This is a genomic window from Ekhidna sp., assembly GCF_039960695.1.
Taxonomy (GTDB): Bacteria; Bacteroidota; Bacteroidia; order Cytophagales; family Cyclobacteriaceae; genus Ekhidna.
The window spans coordinates 266,691-285,729 of sequence record NZ_JBDVKP010000019.1; the positions used below are offsets into that span (position 1 = coordinate 266,691).

Sequence of the window (19,039 nt, forward strand, 5' to 3'; positions counted from 1 at the left end):
GAGACGCAATGAATTAAAAATATAGATGTGGAAAACTTCTGAATTTTTCTTCCGTATGACTTATACAAATGTTTATTAAATAGATGTATAAATGGGTGCATTAGAAGAAATGGTTATTTTGATAGCTGCGGCTATGAAGGAAGAAGCATACGCTGTTTCGATCGCGAGAGAGTATACACGAAGGACTTCTCAGGAGATTTCAATACCAGCGATTCATACCGTATTAAAGCGATTGGAAACCAAGGGTTTTGTGAGATCTACCGAATCTGCACCTACTTCTGAACGCGGCGGAAGAAAAAAGCGCCTGTATGAAATTACTACATCTGGATATTCACTCGCATCAGAGCTACGCAATCAGCGCGAGGAATTGTGGTCACTAATTCCAAAGATGTCGGTATGAAAGTGAGCGAAAATTTACCAAGATCCCCACTGGGATTTTTAAGATGGTTTTGTAAAAAAGAACTCATTGATGAAATAGAGGGTGACCTAATAGAAGTCTACAAAGAGCGGTTTGAATCCAACCCACGATCAGCAAAGTTTAGGCTCTGGAAGGAAGTACTACAATCATTCAATCTGAGAAACATCGGAATTATGGAGAAATATCAAAATTGGCATTTGTTTGCCAGGTTAAGCATGGTAAAACAATACGCGAGGGTGTTATTCCGAACGGCCAGAAAGCACAAGGTATATACCTCGATTTCGGTTGCTAGCTTGACGTTAGGTATTACCTGTGCCAGCTTGATCCACTTGTACATTCAGAAAGAGACCAATTTTGATCGCATCTACAGTAAAGCAGACCAGATTTTCAGAATTAATCACAAGAGCGTCACATCAGGAAGGTCTTATGCATATGCACCGCTCCCGATGACTCCACACCTGATTGAAAATTCTGAAGCTGTATTGGATGGTGCAAGAATATTTAAATACAGACGAGCATCACCAATTACGGTGGTTGCAAGTGATAGATCGTTTAACGAGCCTCGACTGGGCTGGGCTGATGCCAATTTTTTTGAATTATTCGATCTTCCTATTATCAACGGAAACAGACAGAACATACTCGATCGACCGAATACAATTGTTTTAAGCGAAACCACCGCAAAGAAGTATTTTGGTGACAAAGATCCTATCGGTCAAATTGTTGAGTTTGGTTCTGCCGAAAAGTACAATTTGGAAGTCGTGGGAGTGTTCCAGGATTTCCCATCAAATACGAGTTTTCAATTCGACCTGATTGCGGGCATTGAAACCTGTAGCCAGATCATGTGGTCTTCCAATCATTTGAATAACTGGCGGAATATGTTTGTCAGTGCATATATAATGGTGAAGCCTGGAAGCGAACAAGAAGTGAGGGAGCAAATTCAAAAGGCTACCACAACATACTTTGACGCTGAATCTACTTCCACATGGGAGGCATCTCTGCAATCACTCACGGACATTCATTTGGGCGAAGCAATGGACATTGGAGAGTGGAGTAGTCACAATGATGAGGAAACACTTATGCTCATGGGAGTCATTGGTGTGATCATCCTTTGCCTGGGTTGCTTCAATTTCACTAACATGATTACTGCACAGGCAGGCCAGCGTACAAAGGAAGTTGGTGTACGAAAAGTACTTGGTAGTCACCGACGGAATATCGCCCAGCAAACCATTTTTGAAACATTGACTTACGTTACAATTTCCGGTTTGCTATCTGTCCTGCTGGTGTATTTAATGTTGCCGAAATTAGGTGTACTGACATCTCATACCTATCTGTTGGAAGAATTGCTGAGACCGGAATTTTATGTTCCATTTCTACTTATTCTTCTTGTTGTTGTAGCTATATCAGGAGCTTATCCAGCGCTATACATTAGCAGAATTGAATCAATTCAATTAATGAAGCAAGCATCAAAAGACGGTGGTGGTGGAATAAGAAATATCCTGGTGACAGCACAGTTTACGATTACTACCGCTTTGATTATCAGTACCGGAATTGTTTACCTGCAGCTACAATACTTAAAAAATAAAAAACTTGGATTCGATGATTCTGTGATTGTAAACATGCCCATTCATAATGATGAAGCAGTAATTCCTAAAATCAACACATTTCGAAATGAGTTAGTCTCATTTGCAGGTATTAGCAATGTAACTGCCGCATCGCATGAAATGCTGACAGATTACACTTACATCACCCAATTTGATATTGAAGGGATTGAAGCAGAGAATCTATGGGAACGATACACCGTGGAGCAAGATTACATTTCCACTTTTGATCTGGAGATCGTAGCTGGAAGAGCATTTGATGGCAGCATTCAGTCAGATTCGACAGCATTTATACTCAATGAAAGCGCAGTAAAAGCTATCAGCATAACACCGGAAGAAGCCATTGGTAAAACAATCACAGATATCAGTCTGGAAAAGACAGGTAAGATTGTCGGGGTAGTTAAAGATTTCCATTTCAGATCACTTCATCATGATATTTCACCTTTTGTGATGTATGTAAATTGGGATCGCCTGGATTATATCTCGGTAAGACTGGCATCAGATAATTTTCAGGAAAACATCAATCACCTGGAAGAAACCTGGATGCAGATATTTGGTGATGGTGTTCCTTTTTTCTTTAGTTATCTGGATCAGCAAGCGGCAGCTATGTACCAGAAGGAGGATAATGAAATGCAGCTGTTCTCCATTTTCAGTATGATCTCAATCACCTTAGGAGCGTTGGGCTTATTTGGTTTCGTATTGTTCACGACAGAAAGAAAATTCAAAGAAATAGGTCTCAGAAAGGTATTGGGTGCAAGTTCCTGGCAGGTAATTGGATTGATAAACAGGAATTTCGTTCGAATACTGCTGATATCATCAATTATCGCTGCACCAATCACATTTCTTCTGATGAGCAAATGGCTTAAGGATTTTGCCTATAGAATTGATCAACCCATTTGGGTTTACCTGGCTACCATCCTGGTTATTTTTCTTATTGGAGGCATTACCGTAAGCAGGACCACTTGGAAGGCTGCTTCTTCTAATCCCGTGGATGCCATTAAGAACGAATAGGATGCCTAAAACCGTTTTTGGGATTCTGCCTCATTAAGAAAATTGATGAGGTAATAAATAGATTTCGTCAATTCCTTTTCGTCGGGAAGGCTGGGGTCTTCAGAAGTAAGATGTGTAAAAAATAGGTCTTCAAGATTGCGACGAATATGTGCTGGCGAGGCAAATAGAAACATATCTTTTAATTCATTGAGTAGTTTTTGATCTGATTCAAACTGTTCGAGTGGGCTCATGGCTATTTTGAGAGTTTATCAATTTTAGATTTCATTTCATTCATCAGCTTTGAATATTTGGTGGCCATGGTTTTGATGTCAATATTATTTCGCTTGTCCTTACAAACTTTCCGAATGTAATCCAGCGTATACTCCGTCCCATACTTTTGATAAAGCAGTTGCTGAATTTTTCTAAAGTCTGATTCCACAAGGTCATGTGTATTTACCAGCGATTTTGACATATTTGTCTAAGATTCTCATACAAAATGTAGTTTTTAACTACAATTGAAACAAGTATCTACGAATTAACGACAAATTGACTATATTCAACAACAATCTTCGATTTATGTGCAAAAAAATGGGATTAAGTCAGCAGCGGCTCGCTGATCTCCTTGATTTTAAGCGCGGAAAAGTTGCAGGATATTTTTATGAGACACAGGCCAAGCCTGACTTCCACCAAAAGCTTTCGGAGCAATTCAATCTTAATCTGGGCAAATTTTTAACACTAGAGATGAACGATTTAAACTTCGAGACTTTTTTCAATCCTTCGGGACCAGCCATTGCAAGCGAACCTGACGAGCACTATGGGAAATCAGGAGCAATAGAGCTACTGCAAAATGCAAAAAATGCTGAAAATGAGGAAGAGCGCAATAAACTGATCAATGAGGCTATTGTACTCTTTGAGCGATTGGCTGATAAAAACAGCGAATTAAAAGACCAATTAATCGAGGCTTTGAAAAAAGGATTCGAGTAAAACGCAATTAAATGCAACTAAAAAGTTGCACATTAGTATCATTGATTTATATTTGCAACTATAAGGTTGCATAATTAAAATTAATTGATATGAAAGACGCACTAACGAAAGAAAAAACATTTGCACACTCCATCGATAAAGTATGGAAAGCGATCACTCAGGGAGAAGAAATTTCAAAATGGTTTATTCAGGCTGATTTCAAACCTGAGGTTGGGTATGAGTATACCTTCACTGCCGCGGAAGAGCATGGCGGAACGCAAATCCGAGGCAAAGTATTGAGTGTATCTCCATACACATTGAAATATTCATGGAGAGTAGGAGATACAGAAGTTGACACCACCGTTTCCTGGATGTTAGAAGAAGCTGATGGCGGTACCAAGTTAACGTTGGAGCATTCCGGGATATCAAATTACCCAGCCGAAGCAGCTACCGAGATGCTGGGTCATTTTGATAAAGGATGGGATGCATGTATGTCGGGACTTATAGAATACCTAACAAATGAAATTAGCCAACCAGCACATTAGCCAAATATTCAAAGCCATTGCTGATCCCACAAGGCGTGAGATTTTTCACGCCCTCGTGGTGGCTAGTGTGGCCATGCCAATTACACAGATATCCGAACAATTTGATATCAGCAGGCAGGGAGTGACAAAGCACATCAAGACATTGGAAGATGCCGGTCTGATAACGATCAGCGCACAAGGAAGAGAACGTTTTTGTCTGGCGGATCCAAAACCACTGAAAATAGTCTACGACTGGCTTGGCTTCTACGATAAGTTTTGGGACGATGCACTGGATCGCCTCGACGATCATTTGGGATAAACCAAACGAAAACTATCTTTGCATCTGAAACGTTTGTTTCAATAAATAGCAAATCAATCGGCTATTTGGTACATTTTATAAAAATATGATGAAAATTGCTCATTAGTTAGTTGAGCGGAACTCATGCCAAAGTCAGTCACATTTGAACGGGATCACGTCATTCAAAAAGTGATGGAGCTTTTCTGGAAGAAAGGCTACAATGGAACATCCATGCAAGATTTGGTCGATGTGACGGGACTCAATCGATCAAGTTTCTATAATTCTTTTGGAGACAAATTCTCACTATTTGAGGAGGCCCTGAAAGCCTACCAGGAGCAGCAGAATGAAATGTTGCAAGAATCTTTTACTCAAGCCAAAACGCCAAAACAAGCAATAATCTCGCTTTTTAAAGGGATAAGCGATGATATACGTTCAGGAAATCAAAAAGGATGCATGTTTACCAGCTGTACTGCCGAACTAGGGGCTGAGGATACACGAATACATGATTTTCTGGTGGAGAATAAAGACAAGGTGGTTGAATCTTTTGCAACACTCATTAAAAATGCACAGGAACAAGGTGAGGTTGATTCCAGAAAAGATGCAGAGACATTGGCTCTTTATTTATTTTCCAGTTTACAGGGATTACGCCTTACCTCCATGATTGAACCTAATCTGGAGGCAGTCACAGAAGAAATCTTAGGAGTTTTATAATTTTTTTCGTCTTATTTGAAACGTTCATTTCAATATATCCGTTATTTGGACTGATCATTTCAAATAAACCTAAATATTAAAATCAAAATGGGAAAATTAGATGGAAAAGTAGCCTTGATTACAGGCGGAAATAGTGGTATTGGATTGGCGACAGCCAAAACATTCATTGACGAAGGAGCTAAAGTGGTAATTACAGGCAGAAGAGAAGAGGCTCTTGATCAAGCCGCCAAAGAAATTGGTGGGGATGTGAAAACCATCCTGGCAGATGCTGCGGATATTTCAAAGACCAAAGAGCTGGTGGAGCAAACAGTTGCTGCGTTCGGAAAGATTGACATTCTATTTGTTAACGCTGGCGTTGCATACTTTGCACCTCACACAGAGATTACCGAAGAGTTTTTTGATTCTCAGTTCAATACGAATGTGAAAGGCCCATTTTTTTTAATTAAAGAAGCAATTCCACATTTAAATGATGGCGCCGTAATTATTGGCAATACATCTATTGTAGGACAAAAAGGATTTGACGGATCAAGTGTATACTCAGCAACTAAAGCTGCATTCAGATCGCTTTCCAGAGTATTGGCGAGTGAATTGAAGGAACGAAAAATCAGAACAGTGAGTGTAGCGCCAGGACCAATTGAGACACCAATTTATAGCAAGTTGGGAATGTCTGAAGAGGAAGTAAATCAAATGGGCCAAGGGTTTGCACAGCAAGTTCCCCTTGGAAGATTTGGATCAGCTGATGAACTGGCAAAAGCTGTACTGTTCCTTGCTTCAGATGATGCATCATATGTTAATGGAATTGAATTGGAAGTAGACGGAGGGTTGAGCCAGGTTTAATTCTAGTGCAATCTGATAAATGAACCATCTATCGAATCGGTAGATGGTTTCTTTTGCTACCTAAACATCGATTTTCTCCAGCGGATATAGGCAATAAGGTAAATTCCAATGACATTCAAAGCAGCAATTGAAATCAGCAGGGTAGAAGGGATTTCAGGTAAAGCCGGACGCTGCAGCTCAAAAGAGAACCCAGTACCAAACTTTATCATTCCATCCTTTATCACTTGAAAGGCTATTGGGGCTTCAATCGCAACTCCGCTGGAGTTTACAAGCAGATAGAGCATCGTAATCGCAAAAGCACTTCCCATCACAATCCATGCCTTTTTGCTGATCACCGGCTCATATTCAAAAGCCTTTGGGTTTACATCGATGCGATGCATCACCTTTTCAGTAATGTTAGAGCTTGGTTGAACCTCACTTGACTCAAACAATCCTTTTAGTAATTCATCTTCTTGATTCATGTCCATCATAACGTTGATTGTTTAACACCCATCTCTTTTAATATTTCAAGTAATTTCTTCCGACTTCTGTGCAAAAGGATCTTCACATTCGAAAGCGTTAGGTCTGTCACATCACAAATTTCTTGTAGTGACAGTTCCTGATAATAAAACAATGTGACTGCCGATCGTTCATCTGGTTTCAACTGCGCAAGCGCACGATTTAACACCTGCTGTCGATCATCCAGGTGAAGGCTCTTTGAAGGTGAATTCACCATATTGCCAGCGCTTGAGTTGGTCACATTATCCAATGAAACCTTGATTGGTACTTTCTTTCGGAAATGTGTGAGACAGTTGCGATGCGCAATGCGAATCAGCCAGGTCGAAAAAGAAGCCTCACCCCGAAATTGATTCAACGAACGATACGCTTTTACAAATGTGTCCTGCACCATTTCCTCCGCATCCTCCCGATTATTCATCAGGTAATTCACATAATTAAAGACCTTAGCTTCATACTTATCCACCAGAATAGCAAAATTCCGCCATTCACCTTTCAGTATGCGATCGATAAGTTCAGCTTCGGTTTTCATGTTCATTTTCAGCTTTGACTACCAAAGCCTACTATAGGTTACGAAATATTTTCATTTTTTGTAACCTGTTTTGACAAGTGGTAGTCAAAGGAGCAAAACAGTAACAATATAAATTATAGATATGGAACCATTAATAGTTTTCCTCGCACTCTTCGGCACCATCTTCGGTATCGCCTATGTGTTTTTGACTACCAGAAATAAAGAACGCCTCGCACTTATTGAAAAAGGAGTAGAAGCTTCACTATTCAAAACAAAAGCTTCAAAATTCTCCATTGCCAAGTTTATCCTCAATATCGCGCTACTCTTTATGGGAATCGGAGCAGGTATATTCATTGGCGATCTACTTGGAGAGAGCCTAAATATGGAAGAAGAAGTAACCATTCCATCGATGCTATTCATCTTTGGAGGCCTTGGACTTGTCACCGGCTTTTTCATCACAAGAAATTTAGAGTCCAAGGAAGATTAGGAAACACACAAACGCGTTGTGTTTAGGGTACGAGATAGCATGGCTTGTGCCCTTTTTTGTTTTCGTAGAGAACATCCAACTTTTCACATCAAATGATATTCGCGCTGTACGCTTTACTTCGTGTTCGCTCCCATCCCGTCTAAGTAGAAAGAGATTTGCCTTGATCTCATTTGTCATGCCGTGCTTGACACGGCACCTCCCCATAATCTAATCGTACCACTCCTCGGACAAATCACTCCACTCAGGATTTTCATTCTCAATTAATTCTATCTTCCATTTTCTTCTCCACTTTTTAATGAGTTCCTCACGTTGAATTGCTTCATTCACATCGTTGTGAGTCTCAAACCACATCAATAAACTCACCTGATATTTCCTTGTAAAAGATTTTAAATTGAGCTTCTGTTTGTGTTCGGACATTCTGCGTTCAAGGTCATTAGTCATACCTATGTACAAAACCGTTCTTGTATAGTTTGTAAGGATGTAAACGTAATAGGTATTGTAGGACATCTCTGTTTAATGTGTCATGCCGTGCTTGACACGGCATCTTCGGGAAGCATAAGCTGTATTTTGAAAGTAGCTAATCATGCTGCGAAAATCAATTTGATACTTGCCAGGTAGACCCATTGTACACATTGATATTGAAGACCTGAGGATACCTGATCAAGTCAGGTATGACCGAACTGTTGGGTAATGCACTCTGTGTCATGCCGTGCCCCGACACGGTATCTTCCAGTACAACCTCCTTTATATTTCTTAAATGAAGATACCTGATCAAGTCAGGTTTAGCCGAATTGTTGGATGTAGTACTTGTCATGCCGTGCTTGACACGGCATCTTCATTCAATCAAGTGCGTTTGGCAGTAAGAGTCATACTAACTTCGCCAAATGTCCTTCGATCCAAAATCCATAGACCTCCCAATTGTAGAAATTCTTGCTGAAGTTAAAAGTCAACTTCAGCAGGAAAACACCCTCATTGTGCATGCACCTCCCGGAGCTGGAAAGAGTACACTTATCCCCATCGCGCTCATGGAGGAGGCCTGGCTGAAAGGACAAAAAATCATCATGCTAGAGCCGCGTCGGCTGGCTGCACGTTCCATTGCCATGCGGCTTTCTGAACTCATTGGAGAGAAAGTGGGAGAGACTGTTGGTTACCGCATTCGTTTTGAAACAAAGGTGAGTGAGGCAACAAAAGTAGAAGTGGTTACTGAGGGAATACTTACTCGTATGCTTCATGGCGACAATACGCTCGAGGGTGTAGGCCTCGTGATATTCGATGAATTTCACGAACGCAGCATCCACGCGGATGTAGCGTTGGCGCTTTGTCGCGAATCGCAACAGGTACTTCGGCCAGATCTGAAAATCATGATCATGTCTGCCACACTAAACATGCCGCAGCTTACGCAATCTTTGAAAGCACCTGTCGTAGAAAGTAAAGGCCGGCAATATCCGGTAGATATCATGTACGTTGGGGATCAGGATCAGTTCATGATTCCAGAGATGACCGCAAATACGGTTGTCAAAGCTTCCAAAGTGCATGAAGGAGACATATTGGTATTTATGCCGGGGCAAGGCGAGATCACCAAGTGTGCAGGTATTTTAAAGTCCAAACTAGGTGGATTTTCCATCCATCCATTGTATGGGCAGCTACCTTACAACAAGCAAAAGGCAGCGATACTTCCAGATAGAGAGGGAAGAAGGAAAGTGGTTCTGGCTACCAATATTGCAGAAACCAGCTTAACCATCGAAGGAATCAAAGTGGTGGTAGATACGGGTTTTGGACGAACGATGAAGTGGGACCCAAAATCCGGACTTTCACGTCTGGAAACGGTTCAGGTATCCAAAGACTCTGCAGACCAACGTGCTGGGCGAGCGGGCAGACTCAGCCCGGGTGTATGTTACCGTATGTGGTCAAAAATTGCAGATGGTCGACTCCAGGAACATCGCACTCCTGAAATACTAGAGTCAGACCTTTCATCCTTAGCATTGGATCTGGCCAGTTGGGGGATCACTGATCCGTTGAGTCTAACGTGGCTATCTCCACCACCAAGAGGAGCCTGGCAAGCAGCTGTGCAGACGCTGCATGAAGTAGAAGCGCTGGAAAATGGACGAATCACAGCGCACGGCAAAGAAGTGCATCGATTGCCTTGTCATCCCAGGCTGGCTCACATGATGCTAATGGCTGAAGATGAAGGATTGGTCAGCCTGGCAGCAGATGTAGCTGCGTTGCTCGAAGAGCGAGATCCTCTGGGCAGGGAAGCAGGCATCGATATAAACAGTCGGATTGAAGCGCTGAGAACACACCGTAGAGAAGATCGCAAAGGAGGACGCTTCGACCGTATCGAAAAGATTGCAAGTTCGTACCGTCAGCTGTTTAATGAGGAAGTCGACAATGATTCCTTTGATTCTTATGAAACAGGCCTACTCCTCACACACGCCTTTCCTGAACGAATTGCTTTTGCACGTCCTGGCAACAATGCCCAATTCAAACTAGCCAATGGACGCATTGCTATGGCTGGACATAAAGACGACCTGGCTCATGAATCATGGTTAGCCATTGCAAACCTTGATGCACGCGATGGCATGGGTAAAATCTTCATGGCTTCTCCACTTAATCCCAAAGATTTGGCAACACGTGTGAAAGAAGTGGAAGTAGTAGAATGGGACACTGAAGATGGCGGACTGAATGCCAGCATGGATTTACGAATCGGCAGCATTGTACTCAAGTCTGTACCGCTCCCAGATCCGGACCCGTCACACTTGAAAGACGCCATCGTTCAGGCAATCAAGCGTGAAGGGCGTACACTTCTGGATTGGAATGAAGACGTGGAGCAATTGCAAAACAGGGTTAAAAGCTTAAAAAAATGGGAGCCTACAAACGAATTGCCTGATCTCAGCACAGAAACTTTATTGATGACCAATGAGGAGTGGTTGGCTCCATATCTGGATGATGTAAAGAACCCAAGAGACCTGAAGAAGATCAATCTCTATGATGTGTTGCTTCACTCCATGTCTTATGAAAAGCAGCAAGAGTTGCAGCGTTTGGCTCCAGCCAAAATGGAAGTGCCCAGTGGTTCCAGTATCAAAATCATGTACCGGGACAATGGCGAAGCTCCAGTTTTAGCTGCGCGCATTCAGGAGCTGTTTGGTATGGCCAAAACACCGACAGTAAATGATGACAAACAACCTCTACTCATTCATTTGCTCTCTCCAGGTTTCAAACCTGTGCAGGTGACATCCGATCTGAAAAACTTCTGGAATGAAACCTATTTCGAAGTTCGTAAAGACCTCAAAGGTCGCTACCCCAAGCACCACTGGCCCGACGATCCCTGGACGGCTGATGCGGTGAGAGGAGTGAAGCCGCGTGGCGGCAGCAAGTAATTTTTCTGTCATGCCGTTCTCCGAGACGGCATCTTCCACTACAACTTCCCCGATGTTTCTTAGATGAAGATACCTGATCAAGTCAGGTATGACTGAATTGTTGGATGGTGCGCTCTATGTCATGCCGTTCTTCGAGACGGCATCTTCAAGTACAATCTCCCTGATACTTCTTAGATAAAGATACCTGATCAAGTCAGGTATGACACATCATAATATAAGTGCGGACTACAAATTAGAGGATCTCCCCCAAGGCCTCTACACAATGCTCATTTTCCTCAGGCTTGCCTACAGAGATGCGTATGCAATGGCTGATTGGGTCGTAGAGTGGACGGACGAGCACGCCGCGCTGCATGAGCTTCTCAAAAATCTGCATCACTTCTTCCTTGTCTTTCCAGACTGTCATGATGAAGTTGGCATAGGAAGTCACATACTTGATGCCCAGGCGATCGAACTCTTTGTAAAGGTACTTGAGCTGCTTGGTGTTGTTGTCTATTGTTTTCTTCAGAAATGCCGTGTCGTTTAGCGCGCCCATGCCTGCCGCCTGAGCCATTGCCGTAGGCTCGAAGGTGAGCTTTACCTTATTCAATGCATCAATGATTTTTTCATGTCCAATCCCAAAACCCAGACGCACGCCTGCAATACCATAAGCTTTGCTGAATGTGCGGAGTGTCAAGATGTTTGGATAATCCATCTTCAGTGAGTTTGGAAAGTCGGGATTTAAAGCTTCCGAATATTCGAAATAGGCTTCATCGACGATCACAAGTATGTGGTCAGGAACGTGCTGCATGAAGTTGTCCAACTCGTCCTTGGTGATCATTGTACCTGTAGGGTTATTGACGTTAGCCAGGTAAATCACTTTGGTGTTTCGTGTAATTCTATTCTTGATGGCTTCCAGGTCAAACGCATAATTGGGAGTCATAGGCATGGCTACACATCGCACATTGTTGATCCGTGCCCAGTTGTAGATAATGACAAAGCCTCCTTCGGAAGTAAGAAACTCATCTTCGCCGGTGCATACAGCCCGAATGGTTTGCATGAGCACAGATTCAGACCCATTTCCAACGAAGATCTGTTCAGGTTTCTTGTCGTACTTTTTTGCAAGTGCCTCCTTCAGGTCTCTACTTACTGGATCGGGATAGTAATTGATAGATTCATAGGCATCAATCACCGCTTGCTTAGACTTTGGTGAATAGCCGAGTGTATTTTCGTTGTTCCACAAAATGGCCACCTTGTCCCATCCATATTCCTCTTTCAGCTGAGGGATGGTTTTACCAGGCTGGTAGCTTTTAATCGCGGCGATGTGATCAGGTATCTGTATGTTCATTCTTAGTGATTGGCGATTTTGGTTAATCAATTGATTGGTGAATTAGTGTATCTATATAACGCATTTACTGGTCAGCTGATTAATTATTATCTATTTAACTAATATCCCAATTCTCTTGTTTTCGAAAGACTACTCCTTTAAACAAGCCGACAAGCTCTTCTCCTCGCGTAACTCTCACAATGTACTGTCCCAAACTCTTGGATATGCTTTCTTTTTCAGCTGTTGCTATAAGTTCATCTCCTTCAAAAATAGGCTTGACGTGATTAATGGATGTCTCAATTGAAACTGCTTTTTGTCCATGCGAATTGGACGCGAATGCAAAAGCTGAATCGGCCAATGAAAATGAGATGCCTCCATGCGCTACCAGGTGACCGTTTAGCATTTCATTACGTACTGTCATTTTGATTTTAGCAAACCCTTCTTTCACCTCCAACACCTCCACACCGAGCCATTGGCTAAATGTGTCCTTGGTCATCATTTCGGATACTATTTTTTCTGACTTGGTCATTTGTTGATTGCTTTATTAGTAACAGTTAACTAGTAAATCAGTCGCTCAGGCTTGTGCGCTGGACTCGTTAACTAATTTACTAATCAACTATAAAATCTTTGATTTTCTTTGTTCATTCTCCTCAACAGCGGACTGCACCGGTAACGATCTTCCCGATACTCCTCATAAAGTGCATCTAGTTTTTCTACACACCAGTTGATACCTTTTTCGTCCGCCCATTTAAGTAAACCTTTTGGATAGTTGACACCTTTGGTCATGGCAGTATCAATATCCTCGCGACTGGCAATGTTCAGGAATAATGCATCCGCTGCTTCGTTAATAAGCATGACCAATGCACGATTGAGGATTTTATTTCCAAGCACCTCGTCCTTTGCAGGTTCTGGCTTAGTTGCCCCCTCGGCATAGTTGTAATAGCCTCTACCGGACTTTCGCCCAAGGAATCCGGCTTCTGACATACGTTTCTGTGTGAAGGATGGTCTGTATCGAGGGTCGTAGAAGAAGGATTGGAATACAGTTTCGGTTACCGTGTAGTTGATGTCATTGCCAATGAAGTCCATCAGCTCGAAAGGACCCATTCGAAAGCCTCCCAATTCTTTCATCGCCCAGTCAATGGTGGCAAAGTCTGCAATGCCTTCTTCGTACATCCGCAAAGATTCGCCGTAAAATGGACGTGCCACACGATTCACAATAAAGCCAGGTGTGTCTTTAGCTAAAACGGTCAACTTCTTCCAGCTATCTACCCATTCTTTTGCCTGCTTGGTGGTTTCGTCTGCTGTCTGCACAGCAGGGATGATTTCTACCAACGGCATCAAAGGTGCCGGGTTGAAAAAGTGAATGCCTACAAACCGGGACGAATTCTCCAAAGATGCTCCGATTGAAGCAAGGGAAAGAGAACTTGTGTTTGAGGCTATGATGGTATCCTCACGTACGATTTTTTCTACTGCAGCGAAGACTTTTCTTTTAATGTCAATATTCTCTACAATTGCCTCAATGACTAAGTCTGAGTCTTCGAAATATTGTTGATCGTCTGTAAAGTCAATTCGACCCAAAATTTTATCAGCTGTGGCCTGATCTATTTTTTCTTTTTCCACCAGTCGATTCATGACTTTCACCAGACTAGCAGATGATTTTTCTAATATCTCCTGGTTGGTGTCGTTGATCACTACATCCCATCCTGCAGTAGCAGCTACTTGTGCTATGCCAGTACCCATAGTACCAGCTCCTATCACGCTTAATTTTGGCATTATTCTCCTCTAAATTCTGGTTTTCTTTTCTCTATGAAGGCATTTACACCTTCTTTATAATCATAAGTTTCTGTGGCCTTAAACTGCCATTCTTTCTCCATTTCCAGCTGCTGATCCAGATTATTTGTAAATGATTGATTGAGCAAATGCTTGGTATAAGCCAATCCTTTAGTAGGCATGTTGGCTAATTTCTGAGCAACACCCTGTGCCTCCTCCATGAATGTATCATCACTCACCACTTTGTAGATCATTCCTATTCGCTCAGCTTCAGTTGCTGATACTTTATCTCCCAGCATCATCAGCGCAGATGCTTTTCCAAAGCCAATGATTCTTGGTAGGGTGAAGGTTCCTCCACTGTCTGGTACTAAACCAATCTTGCTGAAGGCTTGGATGAATGAGGCAGACTCGGCAGCCACAACTACATCGCAAGCCAGAGCAATGTTAGCGCCAGCACCTGCCGCCACTCCGTTTACAGCTGCAATGATTGGTTTTTCAATACTTCTAAGTTGCCTGATGATAGGATTGTAATGCTCGTCGACGATTTGCTCAATTTCCAGTCCATTATCAGCTATAGCTTCCTGAAGGTCCTGTCCGGCACAAAATGCTTTACCCTTTCCTGTAAGCAAAATGGCTCGTACTTGAGGATCTTTGGCATAATCGTCCAGTGCTTTTTGAACCGCTAATGCAAGCTCTTTATTGAAGCTGTTGAATACATCCGGCCGGTTGAATGTCAGGATGCCGAGGTTGTCTTTTTTTTCAGTGATTAGTGACATGGTTAATTAGTTGATAGGTAATTAGTAGTTCAGGTTTCTGATTTACGTTTCTTTAAATAGTTGATATAACCATTTATCATTTTAGTTAACTCCTCATACAATGCAACAAGTTCATTGAAAACATCTTGCTGAATGTAATTTTCATCTAATGCGACAGTCAGGTGATCAAAAGTTTCAAGAAGACTTCCTCTGGCAATTCTGCAAAATTGAATATTTTCCTGAAAATGAAATCGACCATGACCTTCTGCAATATTAGCGGTTACAGACCTTGATGACCTAATTATTTGATCAACAAGTTTGAACTTTTCGTATGAAGGGAAGCATTTGGTAAGTTGTGAAATTTCAGTTCGAAATAGTCTGGACTTTTTCCAGATTTCGAGGTTCGTAAGTTTCATTATCAGCCTGTTTAGTGTTTAAATGGCTGGTGGTAGGTTAAAACTAATTAACTAATCCACTACTAATGGCACTTGAAGTAATCGAAAGGCTCCAGGCAGTCATTGCACTTAAACAGTGATTTACAGGCGGTGGATCCAAATTGGCTAAGTAGCTGAGTGTTTTGTGACCCACACTGTGGACACTCAATCTCTTCTGGATTGGTTGGGTTTGGTGGAGCTATTCCATATTCCTTGAGCTTACGTTTACCATCTTCTGTCATCCATTCAGTGGTCCATGCAGGAGAAAGTACAGTGGTAATTTTAAACTGATTAATGCCTTCTTTTTTCAAGGCGTTATTAATCTCCTTTTCAATCTCAAGCATTGCCGGGCAACCGGAATATGTTGGTGTGATGATAACTTCAAGTGTGTCTTCTTCAATAATCACGTCTCTGACAATCCCTAAATCCATGATGGAAATGACCGGAATTTCTGGGTCGGTGACATTTTGGAGTAAATCGAGAATATGATCTTTATCAAGTACCATTAAACGAATTCATAATAGGTGGTATAATCCTTAAAGCCAAACTTCTTGTAAATGTTATGGCCATCTTCCGTTCCTTGAAGAATGGCATTTCGGTAACCTAAATCCTTTGCCATATTTAATGCAAATGTCAGTAGGGTAGTTCCAATCCCTTTCCCTCTATATGCTTCGAGCGTTGCGAATCCATAAAAACCTACGGTTTCATGATCTGAAGGAAACAGTTCTACGCTTGAGACTGGCTTGTCTTCGTGATAGTATATGTACAGTTTGATGTTATTGTTAGGGTCAAGGTAGTGCGTTGCTGTTCGACTGTAGTAGTTAATTACATTCTGATCTGGTGGAGACCAATTCTGCGCTATGACGCGAGAATAGGTAGTCAGAGATTCTTCATCGTCAACACGTCTGATATTTAGATGATTTACATTTTCTACGTATTGATAGTTTTCAAACTTCAAAGCCATACCAACTTCACTTGCTTGCTCGGTAATCGCATTGCTGCTTAAAAGAGTTTTTACGTTTTGCCTTAAACTTTCTTCATTTGCCCAGATGCAGTAATCTAGTTCTCTCGATTGAAAATAAATAAGGGCCTCACTGAGTTCTTTTGCAGTAAGCTCGGAATGGTGAATGTAGATGATGTTAAATGTATCGCAGGATAGGCCGCTATCTATATAGGTGAGATGAGGTAGACAATGGACTTTCATCCCTTCTGCCAGATCCGGAATTCTTGAGACGTGTTCGTGGAAATTATTTGAAATTTCGAATTTCACCTTCTTCAGAAATTAGTTAAAGCATTAATAGTTGAATTGTACTGTTGTCTACTTCACAAATACAACTTATTACTAATCAACTAAATATCACCATTCCAATCCTGGGTATGCTCTCTGTAGGAACTGAAGATCTGCAAGGATATAGCCTAAATGTTCACTATGTCGCCCGTCTTTACCACCTTCATGTGCATACGTGCTTTCAGGCACCTCAAGAGTAGCTTCTGTAAGTACATCTTTGATTTTAGCTTCTCTCTTTTCCTTTAAGGCAGTCAGGTCCACACCATATCCAGCTTCAAGTGCTTTAATTTCTGTTTCATTGGGTTTGATGAGCTCTCCTGCATACGACCAGAGTTCTTCTACCGCCGCTTTCATACGATTGTGACTTTCTTCGGTACCATCTCCCAATCTGATTACCCAGTCGCTACTCCACTTAATGTGGTAAAGCGCCTCTTTGTGCGATTTGGCTGCAATTGCTGAAAGTCTCTCATCTGAGCTGCTCATAAGTGCTTCTAGAAAAAAACAGCTATAAGTATCGTATAGAAACTGTCGAAATATGGTCTGTGCGAAATCTCCGTTTGGTTGTTCAACAAGTAAAACATTCCGGTATCCCCAGGCATCTCTCATGTATGCGATATCGTCTTCAGACTTTCCGTCACCTTGAATCTCAGCTGCATATTGATAGAGCATGCGCGCCTGCCCAATCAGATCCAAACTGATATTTGTCATTGCAATGTCCTGCTCAAGGATAGGTCCGTGACCACACCATTCACCGAGTCGCTGACCAAGGATAAGGCAATTGTCTGCGTGTTGCAGTACGTAGTTATATTTAGTTAAATCAGTCATTAGTTAATTAGTAACTAGTCCTATCATAAAAGTTATTAGCTGTCGCAATCACACTGAGTACTACTGACTAATCAACTTATTACTTTTTTTTACATGTGTTTCACTTCGTCTGGCAAATCATAAAATGTGGGGTGACGATACACCTTGTCTTTTGCTGGTTCGTACAATGGATCTGAATCGTCTGGATCTGAAGCCGTGATGTATTCAGACTTTACAACCCATATACTCACTCCCTCATTTCTCCGAGTATATACATCTCTAGCGTTTTGAATTGCCATTTCTTCGTCAGTGGCGTGGAGGCTACCTACATGCTTGTGGTTGAGTCCTGCTTTGCTACGTATGAATATTTCCCAAAGTGGCCAATTTTTCATTTTCTTGATATTTGATCACCCCAAACTTGTTTCAGGGTCTGTTTTAAAAATTCTTTAAGATAGAAACTGAGTCAGCATATCAAACAAGCGATTAAGCGGCGGCTTGTCGTTTTGCTTTTTTCTCAGCGTGTGCAGCAGCAGCTTCCCTTACCCAAACACCTTTGTCGTAGGCATCTCTTCTCGCGTCAACACGCTGCTTATTGCATGGTCCATTTCCTTTAATCACATTGAAAAACTCCTCCCAGTTGATCTTTCCAAAATCGTGATGACCTCTTTCTTCATTCCACTTCAAATCTTCGTCCGGAATGGTTATTCCCAAAAGATCAGCTTGCGGCTTTGTAGCATCTACAAACTTTTGGCGTAGTTCGTCATTTGTAAATCGCTTGATTCCCCAGCGCATAGATTGCTCTGTATGCGTTGATGCTTCGTCGGTTGGTCCAAACATCATTAATGACGGCCACCACCATCTGTTCAGCGCATCTTGCGCCATTTTCTTTTGCTCTTCAGAGCCTCGGCACAACGTGAGCATTATTTCAAAGCCTTGTCTTTGGTGGAAAGATTCTTCCTTACAAACACGCACCATAGCTCTTGCATATGGTCCATAGGAAGCTCTACATAGCGGCACCTGGTTCATGATAGCTGCACCATCTACCAACCAACCAATGGCACCCATGTCAGCCCAGGTTAAGGTTGGATAATTGAAAATGGAAGAATATTTGGCTTTACCTGAATGTAAGTCTTGAAGGAGCTGATCTCTTTCTACTCCTAGTGTCTCGCACGCACTATATAAGTATAGGCCATGTCCAGCTTCATCCTGTACTTTAGCTAATGCCGCTGCTTTCCTTCGCAAAGTAGGCGCTCGTGATATCCAGTTGGCTTCAGGCAGCATGCCTACAATTTCTGAGTGTGCATGCTGTGAAATCTGACGAATTAATGTCTTGCGATAATTCTCCGGCATCCAATCTTTTGGTTCTATTCGAACGTCCTGATCTATCTTCTCATTAAATCGATCTTCTAAACTCTTAATATCCATCTTCTAATCCTTTGTTTCAAAGTTACTTAACACGTTTGAATTACCCTTTGT

General features: G+C 42.0%; 25 protein-coding genes. 9 read left to right on the top strand and 16 right to left on the bottom strand.

All coding sequences use genetic code 11. From position 1 onward, the window contains the following. The first annotated feature begins 91 nt into the window (after positions 1-91). Entirely contained in the window at positions 92-400 is a 309-nt protein-coding gene (locus ABJG98_RS14865) for a helix-turn-helix transcriptional regulator (RefSeq protein ID WP_348280328.1), read from the top strand. After that, positions 397-3,027: an ABC transporter permease gene (locus ABJG98_RS14870; protein WP_348280329.1), complete on the top strand. Its 2,631-nt coding sequence runs from the start codon at positions 397-399 to the stop codon at positions 3,025-3,027. Before ABJG98_RS14865 ends, ABJG98_RS14870 begins: the two co-directional genes overlap by 4 nt. A gap of 5 nt (positions 3,028-3,032) precedes the next feature. Here ABJG98_RS14870 and ABJG98_RS14875 read toward each other — a convergent pair whose 3' ends face one another. Next, positions 3,033-3,257 carry a hypothetical protein gene (locus ABJG98_RS14875; protein WP_348280330.1) on the bottom strand — a complete coding sequence of 75 codons (225 nt, stop codon included), beginning with the start codon at positions 3,255-3,257 and terminating at the stop codon, positions 3,033-3,035. A gap of 2 nt (positions 3,258-3,259) precedes the next feature. Further along, positions 3,260-3,478 (bottom strand): hypothetical protein, encoded by a 219-nt coding sequence (locus tag ABJG98_RS14880; RefSeq protein ID WP_348280331.1) that lies wholly within the window; start codon positions 3,476-3,478, stop codon positions 3,260-3,262. A gap of 104 nt (positions 3,479-3,582) precedes the next feature. On the opposite strand from ABJG98_RS14880, the gene ABJG98_RS14885 reads away from it, so the two are divergent. From ABJG98_RS14885 to ABJG98_RS14905, 5 genes are all read left to right on the top strand, one after another. Then, complete coding sequence (locus ABJG98_RS14885; protein ID WP_348280332.1) at positions 3,583-3,990, top strand: hypothetical protein; 408 nt, start codon at positions 3,583-3,585, stop codon at positions 3,988-3,990. Positions 3,991-4,079: 89 nt separating this feature from the next. Further along, entirely contained in the window at positions 4,080-4,514 is a 435-nt protein-coding gene (locus ABJG98_RS14890; protein WP_348280333.1) for an SRPBCC domain-containing protein, read from the top strand. After that, complete coding sequence (locus ABJG98_RS14895; protein WP_348280334.1) at positions 4,489-4,812, top strand: metalloregulator ArsR/SmtB family transcription factor; 324 nt, start codon at positions 4,489-4,491, stop codon at positions 4,810-4,812. The genes ABJG98_RS14890 and ABJG98_RS14895 overlap by 26 nt, the downstream gene beginning before the upstream one ends. A 123-nt stretch (positions 4,813-4,935) precedes the next feature. After that, positions 4,936-5,502, top strand: coding sequence for a TetR/AcrR family transcriptional regulator (locus ABJG98_RS14900; protein WP_348280335.1), 567 nt, complete (start codon positions 4,936-4,938; stop codon positions 5,500-5,502). An 87-nt stretch (positions 5,503-5,589) separates the two neighbouring features. Continuing rightward, complete coding sequence (locus ABJG98_RS14905; RefSeq protein ID WP_348280336.1) at positions 5,590-6,339, top strand: glucose 1-dehydrogenase; 750 nt, start codon at positions 5,590-5,592, stop codon at positions 6,337-6,339. A gap of 56 nt (positions 6,340-6,395) precedes the next feature. Here the strand turns inward: ABJG98_RS14905 and ABJG98_RS14910 are convergent, their stop codons facing one another. Further along, positions 6,396-6,809 carry a hypothetical protein gene (locus ABJG98_RS14910; RefSeq protein WP_348280589.1) on the bottom strand — a complete coding sequence of 138 codons (414 nt, stop codon included), beginning with the start codon at positions 6,807-6,809 and terminating at the stop codon, positions 6,396-6,398. Further along, positions 6,806-7,366 (bottom strand): RNA polymerase sigma factor, encoded by a 561-nt coding sequence (locus ABJG98_RS14915; RefSeq protein WP_348280337.1) that lies wholly within the window; start codon positions 7,364-7,366, stop codon positions 6,806-6,808. Before ABJG98_RS14915 ends, ABJG98_RS14910 begins: the two co-directional genes overlap by 4 nt. Positions 7,367-7,487: 121 nt before the next feature. On the opposite strand from ABJG98_RS14915, the gene ABJG98_RS14920 reads away from it, so the two are divergent. Further along, positions 7,488-7,832 (top strand): DUF6249 domain-containing protein, encoded by a 345-nt coding sequence (locus ABJG98_RS14920; protein WP_348280338.1) that lies wholly within the window; start codon positions 7,488-7,490, stop codon positions 7,830-7,832. 207 nt (positions 7,833-8,039) lie between these two features. Here ABJG98_RS14920 and ABJG98_RS14925 read toward each other — a convergent pair whose 3' ends face one another. Both ABJG98_RS14925 and ABJG98_RS14930 read right to left on the bottom strand, forming a co-directional pair. After that, positions 8,040-8,339 (bottom strand): GIY-YIG nuclease family protein, encoded by a 300-nt coding sequence (locus tag ABJG98_RS14925; RefSeq protein WP_348280339.1) that lies wholly within the window; start codon positions 8,337-8,339, stop codon positions 8,040-8,042. Between the two features lie 88 nt (positions 8,340-8,427). Continuing rightward, positions 8,428-8,646, bottom strand: a complete 219-nt coding sequence (locus ABJG98_RS14930) for a hypothetical protein (protein WP_348280340.1) — start codon at positions 8,644-8,646, stop codon at positions 8,428-8,430. 70 nt (positions 8,647-8,716) lie between these two features. Here ABJG98_RS14930 and hrpB point away from each other — a divergent pair, with 70 nt between their 5' ends. Continuing rightward, positions 8,717-11,209 carry an ATP-dependent helicase HrpB gene (gene hrpB / locus ABJG98_RS14935; protein ID WP_348280341.1) on the top strand — a complete coding sequence of 831 codons (2,493 nt, stop codon included), beginning with the start codon at positions 8,717-8,719 and terminating at the stop codon, positions 11,207-11,209. A 232-nt stretch (positions 11,210-11,441) separates the two neighbouring features. On the opposite strand, the gene hisC is transcribed toward hrpB, so the two are convergent. From hisC to paaA, 10 genes are all read right to left on the bottom strand, one after another. Then, positions 11,442-12,533 carry a histidinol-phosphate transaminase gene (hisC, locus tag ABJG98_RS14940; protein WP_348280342.1) on the bottom strand — a complete coding sequence of 364 codons (1,092 nt, stop codon included), beginning with the start codon at positions 12,531-12,533 and terminating at the stop codon, positions 11,442-11,444. A 94-nt stretch (positions 12,534-12,627) separates the two neighbouring features. After that, positions 12,628-13,041, bottom strand: a complete 414-nt coding sequence (locus ABJG98_RS14945) for a hotdog fold thioesterase (RefSeq protein ID WP_348280343.1) — start codon at positions 13,039-13,041, stop codon at positions 12,628-12,630. An 83-nt stretch (positions 13,042-13,124) separates the two neighbouring features. Further along, positions 13,125-14,285 (bottom strand): 3-hydroxyacyl-CoA dehydrogenase NAD-binding domain-containing protein, encoded by a 1,161-nt coding sequence (locus tag ABJG98_RS14950; protein ID WP_348280344.1) that lies wholly within the window; start codon positions 14,283-14,285, stop codon positions 13,125-13,127. Next, positions 14,285-15,058, bottom strand: a complete 774-nt coding sequence (locus ABJG98_RS14955; protein WP_348280345.1) for an enoyl-CoA hydratase-related protein — start codon at positions 15,056-15,058, stop codon at positions 14,285-14,287. Before ABJG98_RS14955 ends, ABJG98_RS14950 begins: the two co-directional genes overlap by 1 nt. 29 nt (positions 15,059-15,087) lie before the next feature. Then, positions 15,088-15,453 (bottom strand): four helix bundle protein, encoded by a 366-nt coding sequence (locus tag ABJG98_RS14960; protein WP_348280346.1) that lies wholly within the window; start codon positions 15,451-15,453, stop codon positions 15,088-15,090. A 62-nt stretch (positions 15,454-15,515) separates the two neighbouring features. Beyond that, positions 15,516-15,977, bottom strand: coding sequence for a 1,2-phenylacetyl-CoA epoxidase subunit PaaD (gene paaD, locus ABJG98_RS14965; protein ID WP_348280347.1), 462 nt, complete (start codon positions 15,975-15,977; stop codon positions 15,516-15,518). Further along, entirely contained in the window at positions 15,977-16,741 is a 765-nt protein-coding gene (locus ABJG98_RS14970; RefSeq protein WP_348280348.1) for a GNAT family N-acetyltransferase, read from the bottom strand. Before ABJG98_RS14970 ends, paaD begins: the two co-directional genes overlap by 1 nt. An 87-nt stretch (positions 16,742-16,828) precedes the next feature. After that, entirely contained in the window at positions 16,829-17,584 is a 756-nt protein-coding gene (paaC, locus tag ABJG98_RS14975; protein ID WP_348280349.1) for a 1,2-phenylacetyl-CoA epoxidase subunit PaaC, read from the bottom strand. A gap of 89 nt (positions 17,585-17,673) precedes the next feature. Next, positions 17,674-17,955 (bottom strand): 1,2-phenylacetyl-CoA epoxidase subunit PaaB, encoded by a 282-nt coding sequence (paaB, locus tag ABJG98_RS14980; RefSeq protein WP_348280350.1) that lies wholly within the window; start codon positions 17,953-17,955, stop codon positions 17,674-17,676. A 91-nt stretch (positions 17,956-18,046) separates the two neighbouring features. Next, positions 18,047-18,988, bottom strand: coding sequence for a 1,2-phenylacetyl-CoA epoxidase subunit PaaA (gene paaA / locus ABJG98_RS14985; protein WP_348280351.1), 942 nt, complete (start codon positions 18,986-18,988; stop codon positions 18,047-18,049). Positions 18,989-19,039 lie beyond the last annotated feature (51 nt).